The sequence below is a fragment of the Paenibacillus sp. FSL L8-0494 genome, from assembly GCF_038003695.1.
Classification (GTDB): domain Bacteria; phylum Bacillota; class Bacilli; order Paenibacillales; family Paenibacillaceae; genus Paenibacillus_AQ; species Paenibacillus_AQ odorifer.
In genome coordinates this window covers 802,831-819,679 of sequence record NZ_JBBOPQ010000001.1, presented here as the reverse complement: position 1 = coordinate 819,679, position 16,849 = coordinate 802,831, and the positions used below count along the sequence as shown (strand labels likewise).

The window sequence follows — 16,849 nt, the reverse complement described above, 5'->3', positions numbered from 1 at the left end:
TAGTTTGTACTAGGTTACTTTGCGATGGACTGGATTAAGGTGCACTGGGTTCCGTTGAAATGTGTTACGCGGGACTGGGCTGAGTTAGTTTGTACTAGGTTACTTTGCGATGGACTGGATTAAGGTGCACTGGGTTCCGTTGAAATGTGTTACGCGGGACTGGGCTGAGTTAGTTTGTACTAGGTTACTTTGCGATGGACTGGATTAAGGTGCACTGGGTTCCGTTGAAATGTGTTACGCGGGACTGAGCTGAGTTAATCTGGGCTAGGTTACTTTGCGCAGGGCTGGACTTCGGTGCGCTGGATTTTGCTGAAATAAGGTAATTTGGACTGGGCTGAGTTAGCTTGTGCAAGGTTACGTTACGATGGGCTGGATTAAGGTGCGTTGGGTTCCCTTGAAATGTGTTTAGTTGGGCTGGTCCACCTTCATACAAGTCAGGTGCCGTCATTCTAAGGCATTTATGCCTTTCTTTCTGCTTCTTCGACGAAGTGTCTCCAATTCTAGGGCAGTTATGCTCTTCTTTTTGTCACCACCCTCGAATTTCGTAAATTCAGCGGGATTTATACCGTACATTCCCCATCCATCGCCAAACTCCATCATTTCTACGGGATTTATACCGTACATTCCCCATCCATCGCCAAACTCCGCCATTTCTACGGGATTTATACCGTACATTCCCCCTCCAACTCCAGACTTCGTCATTTCTACGGGATTTATACCGTACATTCCCCATCCATCGCCAAACTCCGCCATTTCTACGGGATTTATACCGTACATTCCCCCTCCATCGCCAAACTCCATCATTTCTACGGGATTTATACCTTACATTCTCCCTCCAACGCCAAACTTCGCCACTTCTACGGGATTTATACCGTACATTCCCCCTCCATCGCCAAACTCCATCATTTCTACGGGATTTATACCGTACATTCCCCCTCCAACGCCAAACTTCGTCACTTCTACGGGATTTATACCGTACATTCCCCCTCTATCGCCAAACTCCGCCATTTCTACGGGATTTATACCGTACATTCTCCCTCCGACGCCAAACTCCGTCATTTCTGCGGGATTTATACCGTACATTCTCCCTCCAACGCCGATTTCCGCCATTTCTACGGGATTTATACCGTATATTCTTCACTCTCCTCATGTCCACATAACAAAAAAAGATGTCCGCAGCCCAATGGCTAACTGACATCTTTATTAAAGGGTGTTTAAAAAATGATTTTGAAAATCAGACCTGCTAATACCGCACTGATTGGAATCGTGATGAACCAAGTGACCACAATACGTCCGGCTACTCCCCATTTCACTGCAGAGAAACGTTTGGCAGAGCCAACCCCGAGGATCGCTGATGTGATCGCATGCGTTGAGCTTACTGGCAAATGCAGCAGCGTTGCTGAGAAAATAACAGATGCCGCGGAAATATCAGCCGCGAAACCGTTAATAGGTTCGATTTTGAAAATCTTTGTGCCCATAGTCTTAATAATCTTCCAACCGCCAATGGAGGTACCGAGCGCCATAGCCGTAGCTGCAGCTATCTTAACCCACAAAGGGATAACATCCATAGTTTCTTGACGTCCTGAGGTAACGAGTGCAAAAGTAATGATCCCCATCGCTTTTTGCGCATCATTTGTACCATGTGTGAACGACTGTAATGCTGCCGTAAGGACCTGCATAGAGCGGAAACCCTTGTTGACCGTATGTGGACTACGCTTAGCAAAGATCCATTTCAGGATGGTCATGATAATATAACCGATAACAAACGCAATGATTGGGGAGAAAATCAGTCCTTCGACAATTTCCACAAACCCGCCCCAATTGATGTGTGCTGAGCCTGCCCCCACGTATACTGCACCCGCTAAAGCGCCGATCAGTGCATGAGACGATGAGGATGGAATCCCGAGCCACCAAGTAATCAAATTCCAAATAATCGAAGCAATCAGCGTCGCTATTATGATATCCAACCCATTTTCAAGTAAGGTCGGGTCGGTGATACTTCCGCCGATTTTTTTGGCCACACCTGTAAACATCAAGGCCCCAACAAAGTTCATCAGTGCTGCCATAATAATTGCTGTTCGCGGTTTTAAGGCACGTGTTGAGACAGAGGTAGCAATTGCGTTGGCCGTATCATGGAATCCATTGATAAAGTCAAACGCAAGCGCGAGAAATATAACAATTCCAAGAATCCATATAGATGTTTCCATATTCTAGTACCCCTTATGAGTTGCGCATGATGATCGATTCCAACATGTTGGCTACATCTTCACATTTGTCTGTAGTGGTCTCGAGCCGCTCATACAGTTCCTTGCGTTTAATCAGCTCAATCGGGTCTTTTACAGTTTCGAACAGGACCTTAGTACAAATACGCAGCACTTCGTCCCCTTGATTCTCAAGGTCATTCAGACGGATTGTATATTCACGGATCGCCAACAATTTCTTCTGGGAGAGCAAATGAACCGCTTTTTGGATTTCATAAGCACACTGACGAAGGATTTCGGCGAATTGTACAATGTATTCATCCGGGTCAAGAAGGTTGTACATATAGAAACGTGAGGCGGATGCCTCCAGACCATCGATGACATCATCCATGCTTGTGATCAAGTCCATAATGTCGTCACGTTCAAGCGGCGTAATAAACGTCTTGTTCAATTCTTTGATAACGGTGTGAGTGTAAGTATCACATTGGGATTCGTACTTTTTCATCTCTGCAGCGAAATTATCAACATTATTCCGGAGATCAGTGATATTCTGAGCAAAATAATCTGCAGCTTGGACAATAGTATCGGCCATATTTTCCAGCGTCTCAAAGAATATGTCCTTTTTTCTCAACTTCATTGTTTTAAACCCCTTTACATAAAATTACCGTGAATACAGAGCCATTCATATGTAAAAAGCATGAAAATGAATGACAACCCTTGTTATCTTATCATATCCGTACAAGGTATAGAAGCTATAGAAATGAACTTTTTTACACTCTATTAACACATACCCATTATTCCGAACACAAATCTGTATAACACTGGATATTCCGACTTTCTTATGTTGTACCATCCGCTCCGCCATATACCACATGACTGCTAAATGAAGGCGCATTAGGGACCACCAAAATATGGGTAATTCCTGGATACATCAGCTCTTCTTTTCCATCCCTCACAAAGCGGATCACATCCCCTGGTTCACGCGACCATCTGCCTTGGGTGACCTGTCCCCGCTGAAAAAGCAACGCTTCCCCGCCAAGCTCCACATCAATCTGAAGTCTTCCGACATCATCAAGCACTTTATGATCCGCTCCTATAACCATAACATTGGCCGCTTCCACCGGATTATCGTTATTTAGATCCAAATGAGGTTTGTCATTCACATAACGCTGATAGGTCTGACGTTTAGTATCATATTTATAGTCAACTTTATAACTTTTGAGCAGATAGTTTATGCTAAATTCAGCGGCTTTCTCTCCGTCCGCCGGTATGTAATCTGGATTATTAAAAAGATACCCGGGCACCTTCACACTTTGCGCAAACCCAAGCTTCTCGGCACCTTCCCGCAGTTTGGCTGCGTTGCTGTACAGGTTATGTGGTGCTTTTCGCGCTTTATCCCGCCAAAAATAAGCTCCGGCACGGCCGATCTCGTCCATATCTTCTTTTTTCTCTTTTTGCAAAATGGCATAAGCCGCCGGACTCCCTCCGGCATGCACCGTCACACCACCATAGCTCTCGCCAATATCAAGCAGATAGGGGCGGATGCTGCGAATCGGTCCGATTTTCACCACACCTGTATGGCTCTGAAAAATACCAATCAAACGCGTAATGCCACCTTCGGCAAGAATTTCATACAAAATATCTGCTTCACTAACCCCCGATTGCGGCCGAGCGGCAGGAGCATTATTTATCATTACGGCTAAGGGACGTGGGAGACTGTCTTCAGAAACCGGAAGACCTGTTAATCCGGATACGAGCTCAGCAGCGGGATCAATAGTAGGTGAGGGTTGAATCGTTTCGATAGGCGTGGGCTCTGCGGTAGGCTGCTGTGTCGGGGTGATCTCATTATTTGCACTCTGTGTTCCGCAAGCGGAGAGCAATAGGGTGGTCAATACAATGGCAGATAACAGACGGGAAGAAGAGCAATTTACTTTCATAAGCTTGTAGTTCCTCCTAAACGTTTTATGAAACTCACTGATTCCTTCCATTTAATCACAGTCAGTCCCATTTGTCTTGATTACCTACTCCCTTTTTCATAGCAAGCATAAGGAAATTTTATAGCATGGAATAGATAAATTCTTATATTAAAAAAAGGGTACAGCCATTGCGGCTGCACCCTGCAGGTTTCTTATTCATTCAGTTAGTCTAGCTTCCAGCAATTCAGACTTAATGTCCCATACTGATAAGCCTGAAAAATCCGCTCTGCCTTCCTGCTGCCATCCGCTGTTCCCATCACGTAAAAGAGAGGTGCAAAATGCTCTCTTCCATAAGAAGGAACCGCATCGCGTACATTTGGAGCTTTTTTCTCATACGCAAAAAGTGAAGGCAAATCCCAGGATTCTAGTCCCTTGGCAATCCAGGCATCGAATTCAAGTGCCCAATCCTCAGGCTGCTCACTTTCACTTAGCATCCGCAAATTGTGAACAAGTCCACCGCTTCCAATCAGCAGTATGCCTTCGTCACGAAGCGGTGCTAACATCCGCCCGATATTGTACTGCTCCTTGGGAGAGCGCAGGGAATCGACGGATAAAGCAACTACCGGAATGTCGGCGTTCGGGAACATTTTTTTCAGTATCACCCAGACTCCATGATCGAGTCCTCGCCCCAGAACGGGCTGATGTGAAAGATTGTTATCCTTGAAGAGCTCAGAAATCCGTCTTGTTAGGGCCGGATCGCCCGGGGCCGGATAGGTCAGCGTGTAAACTTCTTCAGGGAATCCGTAGAAGTCATGCTGTGTCTCGTGCAGTTCATCAACGGTAAGTAGCTGTTCAGGGCTATCCCAATGCGCTGAGAAAACTACTATACCGCGTGGCGCTTCAAGTTCTTGACCAAGCCGCTCCAGAAAACGGGTATACTCGTTATCCTCCAGTGCGAGGAGCGGAGAACCGTGCGCAATAAAAAATGACGGTAATTTCATAGGATGCCAACCTCCATAACCCAGTATATGGTGTGCATCTTTATTTTACCGCTTATTGCAAGTTAATGCGAATAAAAACCTTCTCCTAAATCATCCAATTCTGCCACTCTGTCTGCAGATGCTCTTGTTCATTCATCCATTCTATAGTCCGCTTAAGCAGCTGCTGCTGTGCCGGTCCAGAAGAAAAGGTGTGATCCCCTTGAAAAATGATCTCTTTATCGCAACGTCCTTCGGGACGTGTCCAGAACAGCTTCTGGTAAAGAAAAGCGTAATCCACCGGAATGACATCATCAGAGGTGCCATGGATAACGAGTACATCGCCGCTAAATTTGCTCGCTTCTTGGAAGGGCTGAAATGCCGCCAAAGAATTAAAATATACCGGCGTAAACGAGTAGCCCACATAATCGGCTGATCCATTCTTCACAGCACGATCATAAGCCTCCCGCCCTACAATTTTCACAATATCATTGAAAGGATAACCCACAGAGGCCCATAAGACGAGATTCTTCACGCGGCGATCGCGAATACTTGTCAGCAGCGCCACCGCGCCACCGAGGCTATGGCCAATCAGCGTCACGCGCTGCGGGTCCACATCAGCAGAGCTAATTCCGTAATCCAGCACTGCTCTAGTCTGAGCGATCATCGATTCCATGTCTTCGCCGCCATAATTTCCGCTGCTCTCGCCGCAGCCCGCATAATCAAAACGAATAACCATATATCCCTCTTGTGCCAGCTCACGAGCCGCCTTCACAAAAATCCGGTCTACGCCAATCCGATTCCCCACAAATCCGTGGCAGATCACGGCTAATGGCAGTCTATCCTTGCAACGCGAAGAGGTTCCCTTCTCTTTAATCGGGTAATGTATGCTCGCCGTCAATTCTTCTCCGTTATGCCGGATTACAATATTCCGTTCCATTGCCGCATCCTCCTATAATTATATTTATAATTTAATTTATTTTAATTTATTAGAATTCCGATTAACTTAGTATGAATTATACTCTAATTATAAAGATTTCGTTCATATTGTCAACAGCAAGGGGACAATTCTTAATAAACGCACGGAGTATTGGGCATTAGAGTCTGCACGACAAACAGGGTGTCCTGTAGATATGAACATGACTCTGGGGCGCACACGTCGAGTGGATTGGAACCTACCTCTTAAACCTCTAAACGCGAACCTTTGTTGGATTAGTTAGTAATCGCGATTCAGTAGCTCCTTCGGACTCAGTGGCTCCATCGAACTCAGTAGCTTCATCGGACTCAGCAGCTCCTCCGGATTCAGTAGCTCTATCGGACTCACCTGCTCCATCGGACTCAGCAGCTCCATCGGACTCAGCAGCTCCATCGAACTCAGTAGCTTCATCGGACTCACCTGCTCCAGCGGACTCAGTAGCTCTATAGGACTCAGAAGACCCTATTCGCAGATTTAGCACACTTTTTGAATTCTATCGGACCCCATAGTCGCTATCACCCTGAAAAACAGCAAATACGAGCTTCTTTTCGAGCAATAGCGTCACTGGAGTCCGAAACTGTGCTGAAAAGGCGATAATTTTGCTAATAACGTCATCTGAGTCCGAAAGATGGTGGATGCTACGACAACCGGGGGTCTGGGGTTCGGGGGTGCTTGAGGTTTGGTTTTGGGTTTGGGTTTGGGTTTGGGTTTGGGTTTGGGTTTGGGTTTGGGTTTGGGTTTGGGTTTGGGTCTGAGAACCCCACCAAAAAAATACAGAGCAGCGATCCCCAGTATCGGAGGATCGCTGCTCTGTTGTTTTTTCGAGATGAATGGCCAGGGTTGTTAATCAATCGTAGCTGTCGTTAAACATCTCATGGGTTTCATGGCTGCCTTCCCAATCCTTAAGCAAGCCCTCGGGAGCATCTTCCGCGGAATCCCACATGCTGAATCCATCGGAGCCGCCCCAATCCCCCATTGAATTATTGGGCGTAGGCTCGAAACCGTTGCCCATGGATCTTCCCTGTTCTTTCTTGTTCTCATGTTCCATAAAGCTCCCAACCTTTCCCAATGCTATATTGATCAAGCAACAACATTATCAGTGTTCACTCTTCTAAAAGGATTATGCATATCGCCATAGAAATGGTTGTCCTTGCGTAGACCTGTCATGCAAACGTATACTCTAGGTTAAAGACTATACCGATTAACAACACTGGAGGTTTACATCCAAATTATGAAAGTGAAAGATATGATTAAGGAAAATAACGCCCTGCGTGAGCAGTTGACGCCCTTCAATCGCTCCTATTTAGAAGATATGATCCTTGCAATGCGGGCCAGTCGAATTGACACCCTGCGCGGAGAAGAACTTTTGCTGGATGCGGCCAAGCTGCTGTTGAAGGAACAACGTAAAGGGAAAAATGCCAAGCAAGTATTCGGCGAGAATCCGCACGATTATTTTAAAGAAATCATAGACAGTGTTCCCGGGCGCCCGGTGCGCAGTAAATGGAACTATTACTTGATGATTCCCTGCGCAGCTCTGACCTGTCTTTTTGGGATATTAGCAATCGGTGGACTCTTCTTCCAATGGACTGACGATTCACCTGGAATGTTCGGACAGATCAGCCTTTTCACCCTGCTCGCTGTGGGAGTAGGCTCCATTATCTTAATTGAACTGATTATGAAATGGATGTCTTCCTTGTCGGAAAGCGATGCACCCAGTGCCAAGCCTTTTGATATAAAAAGCCTTGGAATTTATATTGGCCTCGCAGTAGCTGCTGTATTTATCGGCATGTTCCTCGATCGGTTATTTCCGGTCATTACAATATCCCCGTGGGTAAGCTTAATTCTGTGCATCATTGGGGGGTTGGGACTGAAATTTATATTTTTCAAAAAATAAATACCTAGGCTAAAAACTTTATTCCATCCGATAGATAGGGGGAAACTTCCATGATTAAGAAGCATCATATTCTCTACTCCGTTCTAGCTATAGCCTTAGGGCTAGGCATATTGCCCAGTGCTATTCACGCCGAAGGTGCTACCAGCCCTCCTGGGGAAGGCGCTAAGGCAATTCCTCAAGCAGCTAGCAATAATCATGCAGAGGCTGTCTATAAAGCTGCATTACCGCTGTTATCTACCTCTGACAAGTTACCCGAAGCCATAAAATATTTGAACTCCAATATGTATGCGGTAGGGTCATATCGTGCAACAATGATGACCCTGAAGCTTGAGAATCTGCATAAAGCTGCGCTGCAAGCCTGGGAAAGTAAATTCAGTACCAGCACTGTCCAGCGGAAGCTCACCGCCATTTATAAAGCAGGCGCCAGCATGTCGTCTCTTGCCGCTATTACTGATGATCTCCAGCTGCGTACACTGCTTAAAAGTGCCAGCGAAAGCGGATATAAGCTGGAGACAGCAGAGGGTACTTTTTTCCCGGTGATCGATTATGGGGCTTACCGCAAGTACAAGCTATACGTTACCAATGATATCAGCGCTTATATTACCATTATGGCAACCGAATCGGACCTGCCCTCTTCCAAGGACAACGGGCTAGTTATCGCCTGGACTGAGGTTGCAGCCAGAGCTTTATCTCAAGAGCAATTCATTCAAAATCATCCGAAATCAAACCGAATTTCTGCTGTAAAAGCCTTGTATACTATGTATGTGAATAATACGTTTTACGGCCAGAATAACACTCCTCTCTTCCATTATGACAATCTGGAAATGGATTTGGAGGCGCAAAAGGCTTACTCCAGTATTCTGACCAAAAATAATGACAACAGCCCATTTCTACAAAAGCTGGATAGCTTCATGAAATTGATGAAAGACAATAGCTATAAATTGACCGATGAGGTCGAGCAATATCGTAAGACTTCGTTACCTCTCTAATAAAGAAATCACAAAAGCCCGTCCCTGAAATGAATAGGGACGGGCTTGTTTATGTTCATTAACATGATTATGAAGTGGATGCGAGCATTAAATAAGGATGTTAAAGAGATTAGAATCCTTATTGATCTCTACATAATCGACGCCCTTCTGCTGCATCCGTTCGATGAGAGGTTCGTAGGCATCCGTTGACAATAATTCAATGCCAACAAGCGCGGGACCATTTTCTTTATCATGCTTCTTAATATACTCGAAACGGGTAATATCATCGTGAGGTCCAAGGATTTCACCCAAGAACTCACGCAGCGCACCTGCCCGTTGCGGGAAGTTCACCATGAAATAGTGTTTTAAGCCTTCGTAAATCAATGAACGCTCCTTGATCTCCTGCATCCGGTCAATATCGTTGTTCCCACCGCTTATGATACAGACAACTGTTTTGCCGCGGATTTGATCACGATATTGATCAAGCGCTGCGATAGGCAGCGAACCTGCTGGCTCAACCACTATGGCATTCTCGTTATATAGTTCCAAAATCGTGGTACAAGCTTTGCCTTCAGGCACCATCACGATGTCATCCAGATGACGGGAGCAAATATCATATGTCAGGCCGCCAACACGTTTTACAGCCGCTCCGTCCACGAATTTATTAATTTCATTAAGAGTCACCACTTCTCCAAGCTTGATCGCTTCCGTCATAGAAGCGGCTCCGAGTGGCTCCACACCAATCAACTTGGTAGAAGGACTAACTGTCTTCACATAGGTGGCTATACCCGCTGCTAGGCCGCCTCCACCAATGGTTACGAACATAAAATCTGCAGGGTTGTCCAGACTCTCCATCACTTCCATTGCAATGGTGCCGTTGCCCGCAATGATTCGTGGCTCATCAAAGGGGTGGATCAGCGTCATCCCATGATCTATACAAGCTTGCAGTGCTTCATCATAAGCGTCATCAAAGGTATCGCCCTTCAGAATGACCTCAACAAACTCACCACCGAACCGCCGTACCTGCTTAACCTTCTGGTTAGGCGTAGTGCTTGGCATATAGACCTTGCCTTTAATTCCAAGCGCCTTACAGGAATAGGCTACGCCTTGTGCATGGTTGCCCGCACTTGCACAGACAATGCCTTTTGCTCTATCTTCTGCTGACAAACTACGAATCATATTATAAGCTCCGCGGATTTTGAAAGAACGTACAATCTGCAAATCCTCGCGCTTCAAATACACATCACAATCATACTTGGCTGACAGCACAGCATCACGTTGTAGGGGTGTCCGGATTATGACTTCACGCAGTACGTGATGAGCCCGCACAATATCTTCCATTCCTACGATTCGGTCTTCCTCTTCTCTCATAACCCTCTCGCCTCACTATCTATCTGTTATTCTACTTCTTGTAACATACTCTCCCGAGGACATTTTTTCAAGCATCCTAATCAGTGATAAAGAAAAAGAGACTAAAGGAACCCTATAGTCTCTTACTAATATTTGCTGTCTCTACGCTATGAAACCTACTAATCCTGTTGCTTCAGCATCCACTTCACCAGGTCTGGTAAGCTTGTCCACAAACGTGAATGTACAATAACATATTCGATAGCCTCGTTAGCGTCACCCACGCCTACAAAATCAGGCAGGTTATGCGGCAATCTTTTGATACCTAACAGATAATCTGGCACATGCTTGTTCACATTCTTCGCCACGCGGTAGAGCATTTTGAGCTGGGAAGTAATCCCGTTCTTCTTATATTCTAAAACCATACGGTCATATGCTACTGTTGCTGCTGCATCCTTGCCGAACTTCTCCAGTACCTTCTCGGTCTTCTTAAGCTTATTGGTGTAAAGGTACGTTGCCGTTAGAAGGTAACGCGCACCTGTGTTATCTTCTGGGTTCAATTCTAGAATGTGCTCCAGCGTCTTTTGTGCTTCTTCTGCATTTCCGCTAAACCAGCAGGAGTCAGCGTAGCTTTTGCAGATTCGAATGTACGAACGCGTCTCGTAAAGACCCCAGAAATGTCCTTTGTTCTCAATGAAAAAGGCTTCTCCAAGCTCACGCGCACCCGCTTCCATCCCTGCTTTCAGATAAGCACGGGCATCTGCTTCATTCTCGGCTTCCTCAGCCAAAATGAGATAGGCGTCCGGACTGTCCGGATAAACTTCCAATGCTGCTTCTGCTAGCTGGATCCGACGATTGGATGCTTTAGTTTCCATTGCTTTTTGCAGCAAAGCCTGTTCCTGATCCTTCGGAGTGCCTGAAACGTTGAGCAAAAGTAATTCTTCCTCTGCCCCGCCCATGCCATACTGTTCGATATAATTAAGCATCTCTTTAACTTTTCTGGAGATGGTAGGTGCAGTAACCTCATGTTTGATCGCTAGATCAGCTTGAGTTTGAAGGAAACCATATTCCTCAGACAAGATAAATTCGATAGCCGCGCAGAAGGAGCCCATTTTCTTCACTGCAGGCTTGATGTGACGGGAATAACCATTCCATAAAACCAGACCTTCCCAGATTAGCTCCCGGTCATAGCTGTCTCTCATGGTCTCAATAAGGTGCATAGCCAATTGTTCATGTGCTGGATGCTCCCATTTCAGATCACGTGACACCTTTTTTTTGAGCGTAGTTAGGGTAAGTTTAGCTTCAGAAATGGCTGCCGCTTCTGGTTTGTCGGCCACAGCCACAGTAGCAGCGGATTCTTCCGTTGTTACCAGTCGCATGATGGATTCCACTGCAGAAGTTTCTTTCCCTAGGCAGCATTTCTTATATTTTTTCCCGCTTCCGCAAGGACACATATCATTTCTTCCAATCTTACTCAAAACGAATTCCCCCTTAAATCTGTGAGTAGCCATTCGCCATAAGCGTATCGCTAGTATGCACTATAAGTATCAACATTTTCAGGCACGAGGCATCCTTTATAAGGTTACTGCACAAAGTCTGAAGGACTCCGATTTAAAAGGGCCTTCCCATGATCGGAAAGGCCCTTATCTGTATATATCCGCACATTTTCCCCCGTACGTGTAGTATTATAGCACTTCTTCTATCACTTGTCAGTCCTTTTTTAGGACTTAAAGCGCAAAAAATTGCTAGATACAGTGCTTTATCCTTATACCAGAGCCTTCATAGCGATGTCGCTGCGATTCTGTTTCCCGGAAAAAGAGATTCCTTCAGCCCTAGCATAGGCCGCTGAACGAGCTTCGGCAATCGTAGCACCCAGACCTACCACGCCTAAGACCCGTCCGCCGTTCGTTACCCAGCTGCCAGCTGCCCCCCGTGCTGTACCGGCATGAAAGATCAGCCCTCCTTGGCTGTCCTCAAGCCCTTCAATCGGCACTCCTTTAGGATAAGAGCCTGGATATCCTCCAGAAGCGAGAACCACGCACACCGCTGCTTCATCGCTCCATTCAATGTCGATATCCGCAAGTTTGCCCTCGGTTACTGCCAAAAAGATTTCTAACAAGTCGCTCTTCAATCTAGGCAGCACGACCTGTGTCTCCGGATCCCCAAACCGGGCATTAAATTCAATGGTCTTTGGTTTACCTTCTGGAGAAATCATCAGCCCTGCGAACAAAACGCCGCTAAATGAACGGCCTTCAGCTACCATAGCCTTAGCTGTTGGCTTAATGATGGTCTCAATCGCTTCTTGGATAATCGCCTCGTCGATATGCGGTAGAGGCGAATAGGTGCCCATTCCACCGGTATTAGGACCTTTATCTCCATCGTAAGCAGGCTTATGATCCTGAGCGGCAGCCATCGGACGAACTGTCTCTCCATCAACAAAAGCCAAAATCGACATTTCTTGACCCGCTAGGAACTCTTCAATGACAACCTGAGCGCCAGCTTCACCAAACACTTTGGTTACCATAATATCAGCTAGTGCCTGCTCTGCCTCTTCCCGTGAATAGGCAACGGTCACGCCTTTTCCTGCGGCAAGCCCATCTGCCTTGATTACGATCGGCAGCGGTTGCTCGCGTAAGTAAGCCAGTGCAGCTTCATAGCCATCAAATTTTTCATAGGCTGCTGTCGGAATATTATATTTGTGCAAAAGATCCTTCATAAAGGTTTTGCTGCCTTCGATCTCAGCTGCATTCTTGCGCGGACCAAACACAGGAATAGCCTGTGCTTCAAAAGCATCCACAATGCCCCCTGCTAACGGATCATCCGGTCCGATTACAACAAGACCTACTTCCTTCTCTTTTGCAAAAGCCGTCAGACGGTCGAACTCAAACACACCGATAGGCACACATTCTGCTAGCTGCGCAATCCCGGCGTTACCGGGTGCGCAATAGATTTTACCAACCTTGGGGCTTTGGGACAGGCTCCAAATAATCGCATGCTCCCGGCCGCCGCCGCCAACCACTAAAATATCCATTAGAATAAAATCCTCCCAGCGTTCTAGTGTTTGAAATGACGGACGCCTGTGAAGACCATAGCAATTCCATACTCATTCGCGACCTTGATCGATTCTTCGTCTTTAATGGAGCCGCCTGGCTGAATAACTGCGGTAATGCCTGCTTTGGCTGCCATTTCAAGCGTATCTCCCATTGGGAAGAAGGCGTCAGAGGCAAGGACTGATCCTTTGGACTTCTCGCCAGCTTGTTCAATCGCAATTTTAGCTGCGCCAACGCGGTTCATTTGCCCTGCACCTACGCCAACTGTCATATCATCCGCAGCTAATACAATCGCATTAGATTTCACATGCTTAACTACCTTCCAGCCGAACAACAGCTGTTTCAATTCTTCTTCGGTTGGCTTACGGTCCGTAACAACTTGTAGATCATCCGGGTTCACAGAATGCACATCGCTCTCCTGTACAACCATTCCTCCATCAATAGAGGTAACTACGAAGCTGCTCTTACGCGCGCTAGCCGTGCTGAGATTGCCGATTTTGAGCAGACGCAGGTTCTTTTTCTTTGTAAGGATTTCCAGTGCTTCTTCCGTAAAGCCTGGCGCCAATACGATTTCGAGGAAAATCTCTTTCAGCAGAGTAGCAGTGTCTGCATCGATAATCCGGTTAGCTGCCACGATACCCCCAAAGATAGAGGTTGGGTCTGCGTTGTAAGCTTTTTGATAAGCTTCGTATACACTTTCACCGACACCTACACCACAAGGATTCATATGTTTAATGGCTACGACAGCAGGTTCTTCAAATTCTTTCACGATTTGCAGCGCTGCGTTAGCATCGTTGATATTGTTGTAGGATAATTCTTTGCCATGCAATTGCTCAGCTGCTGTAAGAGTATCCCCCGCAGCCAAAGGCTTGCGATAGAAAGCTGCTTTTTGATGCGGATTCTCGCCGTAGCGCAGATCCTGAATTTTCTCATAAGTCACGGTGTAGCGCTCAGGAAGCGGTTCGCCAGTAACATTAGCCAAATAATCGGAAATTAAGGCATCGTAAGCCGCCGTATGACGGAACACTTTTGCCGCAAGACGTTTGCGTGTTTCCAGCGTTGTATCTCCATCTGCGCGAACCTCTTCAAGCACTGTAGCATAGTCGTTAGCATCTACCACTACACTTACAAAAGCATGGTTCTTCGCCGCAGAACGCAGCATCGTCGGTCCGCCGATATCGATATTCTCGATGGCTTCTTCATACGATACATCCGGTTTAGCAATGGTTTCCGCGAACGGATACAGATTTACTACTACCAGATCAATGTAGTCCAGACCAAGCTCTTTCATTTGACGCGTGTGTTCCTCATTGTCACGAACCGCTAGCAATCCGCTGTGTACAGCCGGGTGCAAGGTTTTGACACGTCCATCCATGATTTCCGGGAATCCTGTAACATCGGAAATACCGATGACTGGAACACCTTCCTTAGCCAAAAGCGTGCTTGTTCCACCTGTGGAAATAATCTCTACGCCTAATGCAGACAACTCGCGGCAAAAATCCACGATACCTTGTTTATCCGATACGCTAACTAGCGCTCTTTTGATACTCACTTTGAATAGTCCTCCTTCGGGTTGTACGTGCGATTTAATGTGATGACATCTAAAAGCTTGGGAAACTATAAGAAAGAATCTGACTCTATTACCTACTACACGACACATAATGCCGCTTATGCAATATTTCCCGAGAAATACCCTGAAATCTCTCCGCCTGTCACCAAATGTCGATCCAAAACTTTGAATGACTACAGTGTGGCTTACTTTTCGCGGATAATCGTCTTTCTTCCACTCAGTTCCACTTTCCCGCTGGCAAAAGCGCCAACCACTTCAGGATATAACTCATACTCAACCTTATGAATCCGTTCCGCCAATGAATCCGCCGTGTCGTTATCCAACACAACTACGCTACGCTGAGCAATAACTGGCCCGGTATCCATACCTCCATCGACAAAATGCACAGTGACACCCGTCAGCTTCACGCCATAATTCAGCGCTTGTCCGATCGCATCCTTTCCAGCAAAAGCAGGCAGCAGCGATGGGTGAATGTTAATAATCCGACCCGCATACGGCGTTAAAAGCACTGGTGTAATGAGGCGCATATACCCTGCCAGCACAACCAGCCCGATATCCCGCCGCTGAAGCTCTGCTACAATCTCTGCTTCGTAGAGCTCACGGCTGGCGAAGTCTTTTGGCCGCAGCAGGAGGGCGGGAATTCCCGCATCCTCCGCACGTTGTGCTACAGGCGCTTCCGGCTTGTCCGAGACAAGCAATTCAATCCTGCCGTCTCCAAGCAAACCTGCTTTCTGTGCCTCGATCAGTGCTGCAAAATTGCTGCCCTGCCCCGAAGCAAAAACAGCGATTCGACTTGATTGCATCACACTTCAGCTCCAGTAAAGGTTACTTTGCGTTCCCCTTCTGTTACTTTCCCAATGATATACGCCTCTTCTCCGCTAGCCTTAAGCAGTTCAAGAGCGCGTTCTCCATCAGCAGCGCTAACTACGAGAACAAGACCAATTCCCATATTAAAAGTAGTGAACATATCACGGTTGCTTACGTTTCCTTTGTCCTGCATCAACCCGAAGATTGGCAGAATCGGCCATGATCCGTAATTGATCTCCACGTCTACATTATCAGGCAATACGCGTGGGATATTCTCGATGAATCCGCCACCCGTAATGTGAGCCATACCTTTTACCGGAAGCTGCTCCAGCAGTGCCAGCAAAGGCTTCACATAAATCTTAGTTGGTGCAAGGAGTACATCCGCCAGCGGAGCGCCAAGCTCAGGAAGCACGTCATTCAGACCATAACCCTCTTGCTCAAGCAAAAGCTTACGCACCAGCGAGAAGCCATTGCTGTGCACACCACTGGAAGCCAGACCAATCACTGTGTCTCCAGCAGCGATGTCAGCGCCTGTTACCAGCTTCGCTTTATCAGCTACGCCCACTGTGAATCCAGCGATATCATATTCACCTGCTGAATACATACCCGGCATCTCAGCCGTTTCGCCGCCAATCAGTGCACAACCCGCTTGGTGACAGCCTTCAGCGATTCCAGCTACGATAGCTTCGATTTTCTCCGGCACCACTTTGTCGCAAGCCAGATAGTCGAGGAAAAAGAGTGGCTCTGCGCCTTGCACTACGATGTCGTTCACGCACATAGCTACAGCATCGATGCCAATCGTGTCATGGCGATCCGCCGCGAATGCGATTTTGAGCTTTGTGCCTACACCATCGGTTCCCGATACAAGCACTGGCTCTTCATATTTATCTTTATTGAGGCCAAACAGCGCTCCGAACCCACCAAGATCCGTCATTACTTCTGGACGGTAAGTACGTTTTACGTGCTTTTTCATGCGTTCTACCGCTTCATTACCAGCCGCAATATCCACTCCGGCGTTTTTATAAGCTTCCGACACTATTGGACACCTCATCTTTTAATAGTTTAGAGCGCGTTTGGGCGCATTCGGCTTTTGGGTGGTTGTAGGGGAGTTACTGCGAGGAATGTTTGGACTTCCGATCGCTG

At 46.8% G+C, this 16,849-nt stretch carries 17 protein-coding genes; 2 read left to right on the top strand and 15 right to left on the bottom strand.

Translation table 11 applies throughout. The annotated features are described in order from the left end of the window. Positions 1-444: 444 nt before the first annotated feature. The 9 genes from NYE35_RS03730 to NYE35_RS03690 all read right to left on the bottom strand — a co-directional run bounded on the left by NYE35_RS03730 (position 445) and on the right by NYE35_RS03690 (position 7,118). A complete protein-coding gene (locus NYE35_RS03730; protein WP_339211285.1) occupies positions 445-777 on the bottom strand; it encodes a hypothetical protein in 333 nt (110 codons plus the stop codon). A gap of 45 nt (positions 778-822) precedes the next feature. Then, on the bottom strand, positions 823-1,083 hold the full coding sequence (locus NYE35_RS03725) for a hypothetical protein (RefSeq protein ID WP_341120171.1): 261 nt from the start codon (positions 1,081-1,083) through the stop codon (positions 823-825). Between the two features lie 131 nt (positions 1,084-1,214). Continuing rightward, positions 1,215-2,207 carry an inorganic phosphate transporter gene (locus tag NYE35_RS03720; RefSeq protein ID WP_036686873.1) on the bottom strand — a complete coding sequence of 331 codons (993 nt, stop codon included), beginning with the start codon at positions 2,205-2,207 and terminating at the stop codon, positions 1,215-1,217. A 13-nt stretch (positions 2,208-2,220) separates the two neighbouring features. Next, on the bottom strand, positions 2,221-2,838 hold the full coding sequence (locus NYE35_RS03715) for a DUF47 domain-containing protein (protein WP_036686871.1): 618 nt from the start codon (positions 2,836-2,838) through the stop codon (positions 2,221-2,223). A 202-nt stretch (positions 2,839-3,040) separates the two neighbouring features. After that, positions 3,041-4,138, bottom strand: a complete 1,098-nt coding sequence (locus NYE35_RS03710; RefSeq protein ID WP_326048105.1) for a DUF3048 domain-containing protein — start codon at positions 4,136-4,138, stop codon at positions 3,041-3,043. A 203-nt stretch (positions 4,139-4,341) separates the two neighbouring features. Further along, positions 4,342-5,118, bottom strand: coding sequence for a DODA-type extradiol aromatic ring-opening family dioxygenase (locus NYE35_RS03705; RefSeq protein WP_076142589.1), 777 nt, complete (start codon positions 5,116-5,118; stop codon positions 4,342-4,344). 85 nt (positions 5,119-5,203) lie between these two features. Then, positions 5,204-6,034, bottom strand: a complete 831-nt coding sequence (locus tag NYE35_RS03700) for an alpha/beta hydrolase family protein (RefSeq protein ID WP_341120169.1) — start codon at positions 6,032-6,034, stop codon at positions 5,204-5,206. A gap of 276 nt (positions 6,035-6,310) precedes the next feature. Then, the gene (locus NYE35_RS03695) at positions 6,311-6,481 is read right to left on the bottom strand and encodes a hypothetical protein (RefSeq protein ID WP_341120168.1); all 171 of its coding nucleotides are present in this window, start codon (positions 6,479-6,481) and stop codon (positions 6,311-6,313) included. Positions 6,482-6,917: 436 nt separating this feature from the next. Further along, on the bottom strand, positions 6,918-7,118 hold the full coding sequence (locus NYE35_RS03690; protein WP_036680885.1) for a hypothetical protein: 201 nt from the start codon (positions 7,116-7,118) through the stop codon (positions 6,918-6,920). A 183-nt stretch (positions 7,119-7,301) separates the two neighbouring features. On the opposite strand from NYE35_RS03690, the gene NYE35_RS03685 reads away from it, so the two are divergent. Beyond that, the gene (locus NYE35_RS03685; RefSeq protein WP_341120166.1) at positions 7,302-7,964 is read left to right on the top strand and encodes a DUF1129 family protein; all 663 of its coding nucleotides are present in this window, start codon (positions 7,302-7,304) and stop codon (positions 7,962-7,964) included. 50 nt (positions 7,965-8,014) lie between these two features. Beyond that, positions 8,015-8,953 (top strand): hypothetical protein, encoded by a 939-nt coding sequence (locus NYE35_RS03680; protein ID WP_341120164.1) that lies wholly within the window; start codon positions 8,015-8,017, stop codon positions 8,951-8,953. Between the two features lie 87 nt (positions 8,954-9,040). Here the strand turns inward: NYE35_RS03680 and ilvA are convergent, their stop codons facing one another. The 6 genes from ilvA to purM form a co-directional block, all read right to left on the bottom strand. Beyond that, complete coding sequence (ilvA, locus tag NYE35_RS03675; protein ID WP_036680889.1) at positions 9,041-10,303, bottom strand: threonine ammonia-lyase IlvA; 1,263 nt, start codon at positions 10,301-10,303, stop codon at positions 9,041-9,043. 158 nt (positions 10,304-10,461) lie between these two features. Continuing rightward, the gene (locus tag NYE35_RS03670) at positions 10,462-11,757 is read right to left on the bottom strand and encodes an SEC-C metal-binding domain-containing protein (RefSeq protein WP_038568669.1); all 1,296 of its coding nucleotides are present in this window, start codon (positions 11,755-11,757) and stop codon (positions 10,462-10,464) included. A gap of 287 nt (positions 11,758-12,044) precedes the next feature. Continuing rightward, positions 12,045-13,310: a phosphoribosylamine--glycine ligase gene (purD, locus tag NYE35_RS03665; RefSeq protein ID WP_038568667.1), complete on the bottom strand. Its 1,266-nt coding sequence runs from the start codon at positions 13,308-13,310 to the stop codon at positions 12,045-12,047. Between the two features lie 23 nt (positions 13,311-13,333). Continuing rightward, positions 13,334-14,881, bottom strand: coding sequence for a bifunctional phosphoribosylaminoimidazolecarboxamide formyltransferase/IMP cyclohydrolase (gene purH / locus NYE35_RS03660; protein WP_038568665.1), 1,548 nt, complete (start codon positions 14,879-14,881; stop codon positions 13,334-13,336). 203 nt (positions 14,882-15,084) lie between these two features. Next, positions 15,085-15,702 (bottom strand): phosphoribosylglycinamide formyltransferase, encoded by a 618-nt coding sequence (gene purN / locus NYE35_RS03655; protein WP_038568663.1) that lies wholly within the window; start codon positions 15,700-15,702, stop codon positions 15,085-15,087. Then, the gene (purM, locus tag NYE35_RS03650) at positions 15,702-16,742 is read right to left on the bottom strand and encodes a phosphoribosylformylglycinamidine cyclo-ligase (protein WP_076215809.1); all 1,041 of its coding nucleotides are present in this window, start codon (positions 16,740-16,742) and stop codon (positions 15,702-15,704) included. The genes purN and purM overlap by 1 nt, the downstream gene beginning before the upstream one ends. Positions 16,743-16,849 lie beyond the last annotated feature (107 nt).

Excerpts from the sequence above, each read along its gene's own strand:
- NYE35_RS03730 (WP_339211285.1), bottom strand. The coding sequence starts at position 777 with ATGTACGGTATAAATCCCGTAGAAATGGCGGAGTTTGGCGATGGATGG.
- NYE35_RS03725 (WP_341120171.1), bottom strand. The coding sequence starts at position 1,083 with ATGTACGGTATAAATCCCGCAGAAATGACGGAGTTTGGCGTCGGAGGG.
- NYE35_RS03720 (WP_036686873.1), bottom strand. The coding sequence starts at position 2,207 with ATGGAAACATCTATATGGATTCTTGGAATTGTTATATTTCTCGCGCTT.
- NYE35_RS03715 (WP_036686871.1), bottom strand. The coding sequence starts at position 2,838 with ATGAAGTTGAGAAAAAAGGACATATTCTTTGAGACGCTGGAAAATATG.
- NYE35_RS03710 (WP_326048105.1), bottom strand. The coding sequence starts at position 4,138 with ATGAAAGTAAATTGCTCTTCTTCCCGTCTGTTATCTGCCATTGTATTG.
- NYE35_RS03705 (WP_076142589.1), bottom strand. The coding sequence starts at position 5,118 with ATGAAATTACCGTCATTTTTTATTGCGCACGGTTCTCCGCTCCTCGCA.
- NYE35_RS03700 (WP_341120169.1), bottom strand. The coding sequence starts at position 6,034 with ATGGAACGGAATATTGTAATCCGGCATAACGGAGAAGAATTGACGGCG.
- NYE35_RS03695 (WP_341120168.1), bottom strand. The coding sequence starts at position 6,481 with ATGAAGCTACTGAGTTCGATGGAGCTGCTGAGTCCGATGGAGCTGCTG.
- NYE35_RS03690 (WP_036680885.1), bottom strand. The coding sequence starts at position 7,118 with ATGGAACATGAGAACAAGAAAGAACAGGGAAGATCCATGGGCAACGGT.
- NYE35_RS03685 (WP_341120166.1), top strand. The coding sequence starts at position 7,302 with ATGAAAGTGAAAGATATGATTAAGGAAAATAACGCCCTGCGTGAGCAG.
- NYE35_RS03680 (WP_341120164.1), top strand. The coding sequence starts at position 8,015 with ATGATTAAGAAGCATCATATTCTCTACTCCGTTCTAGCTATAGCCTTA.
- ilvA (WP_036680889.1), bottom strand. The coding sequence starts at position 10,303 with ATGAGAGAAGAGGAAGACCGAATCGTAGGAATGGAAGATATTGTGCGG.
- purD (WP_038568667.1), bottom strand. The coding sequence starts at position 13,310 with ATGGATATTTTAGTGGTTGGCGGCGGCGGCCGGGAGCATGCGATTATT.
- purN (WP_038568663.1), bottom strand. The coding sequence starts at position 15,702 with ATGCAATCAAGTCGAATCGCTGTTTTTGCTTCGGGGCAGGGCAGCAAT.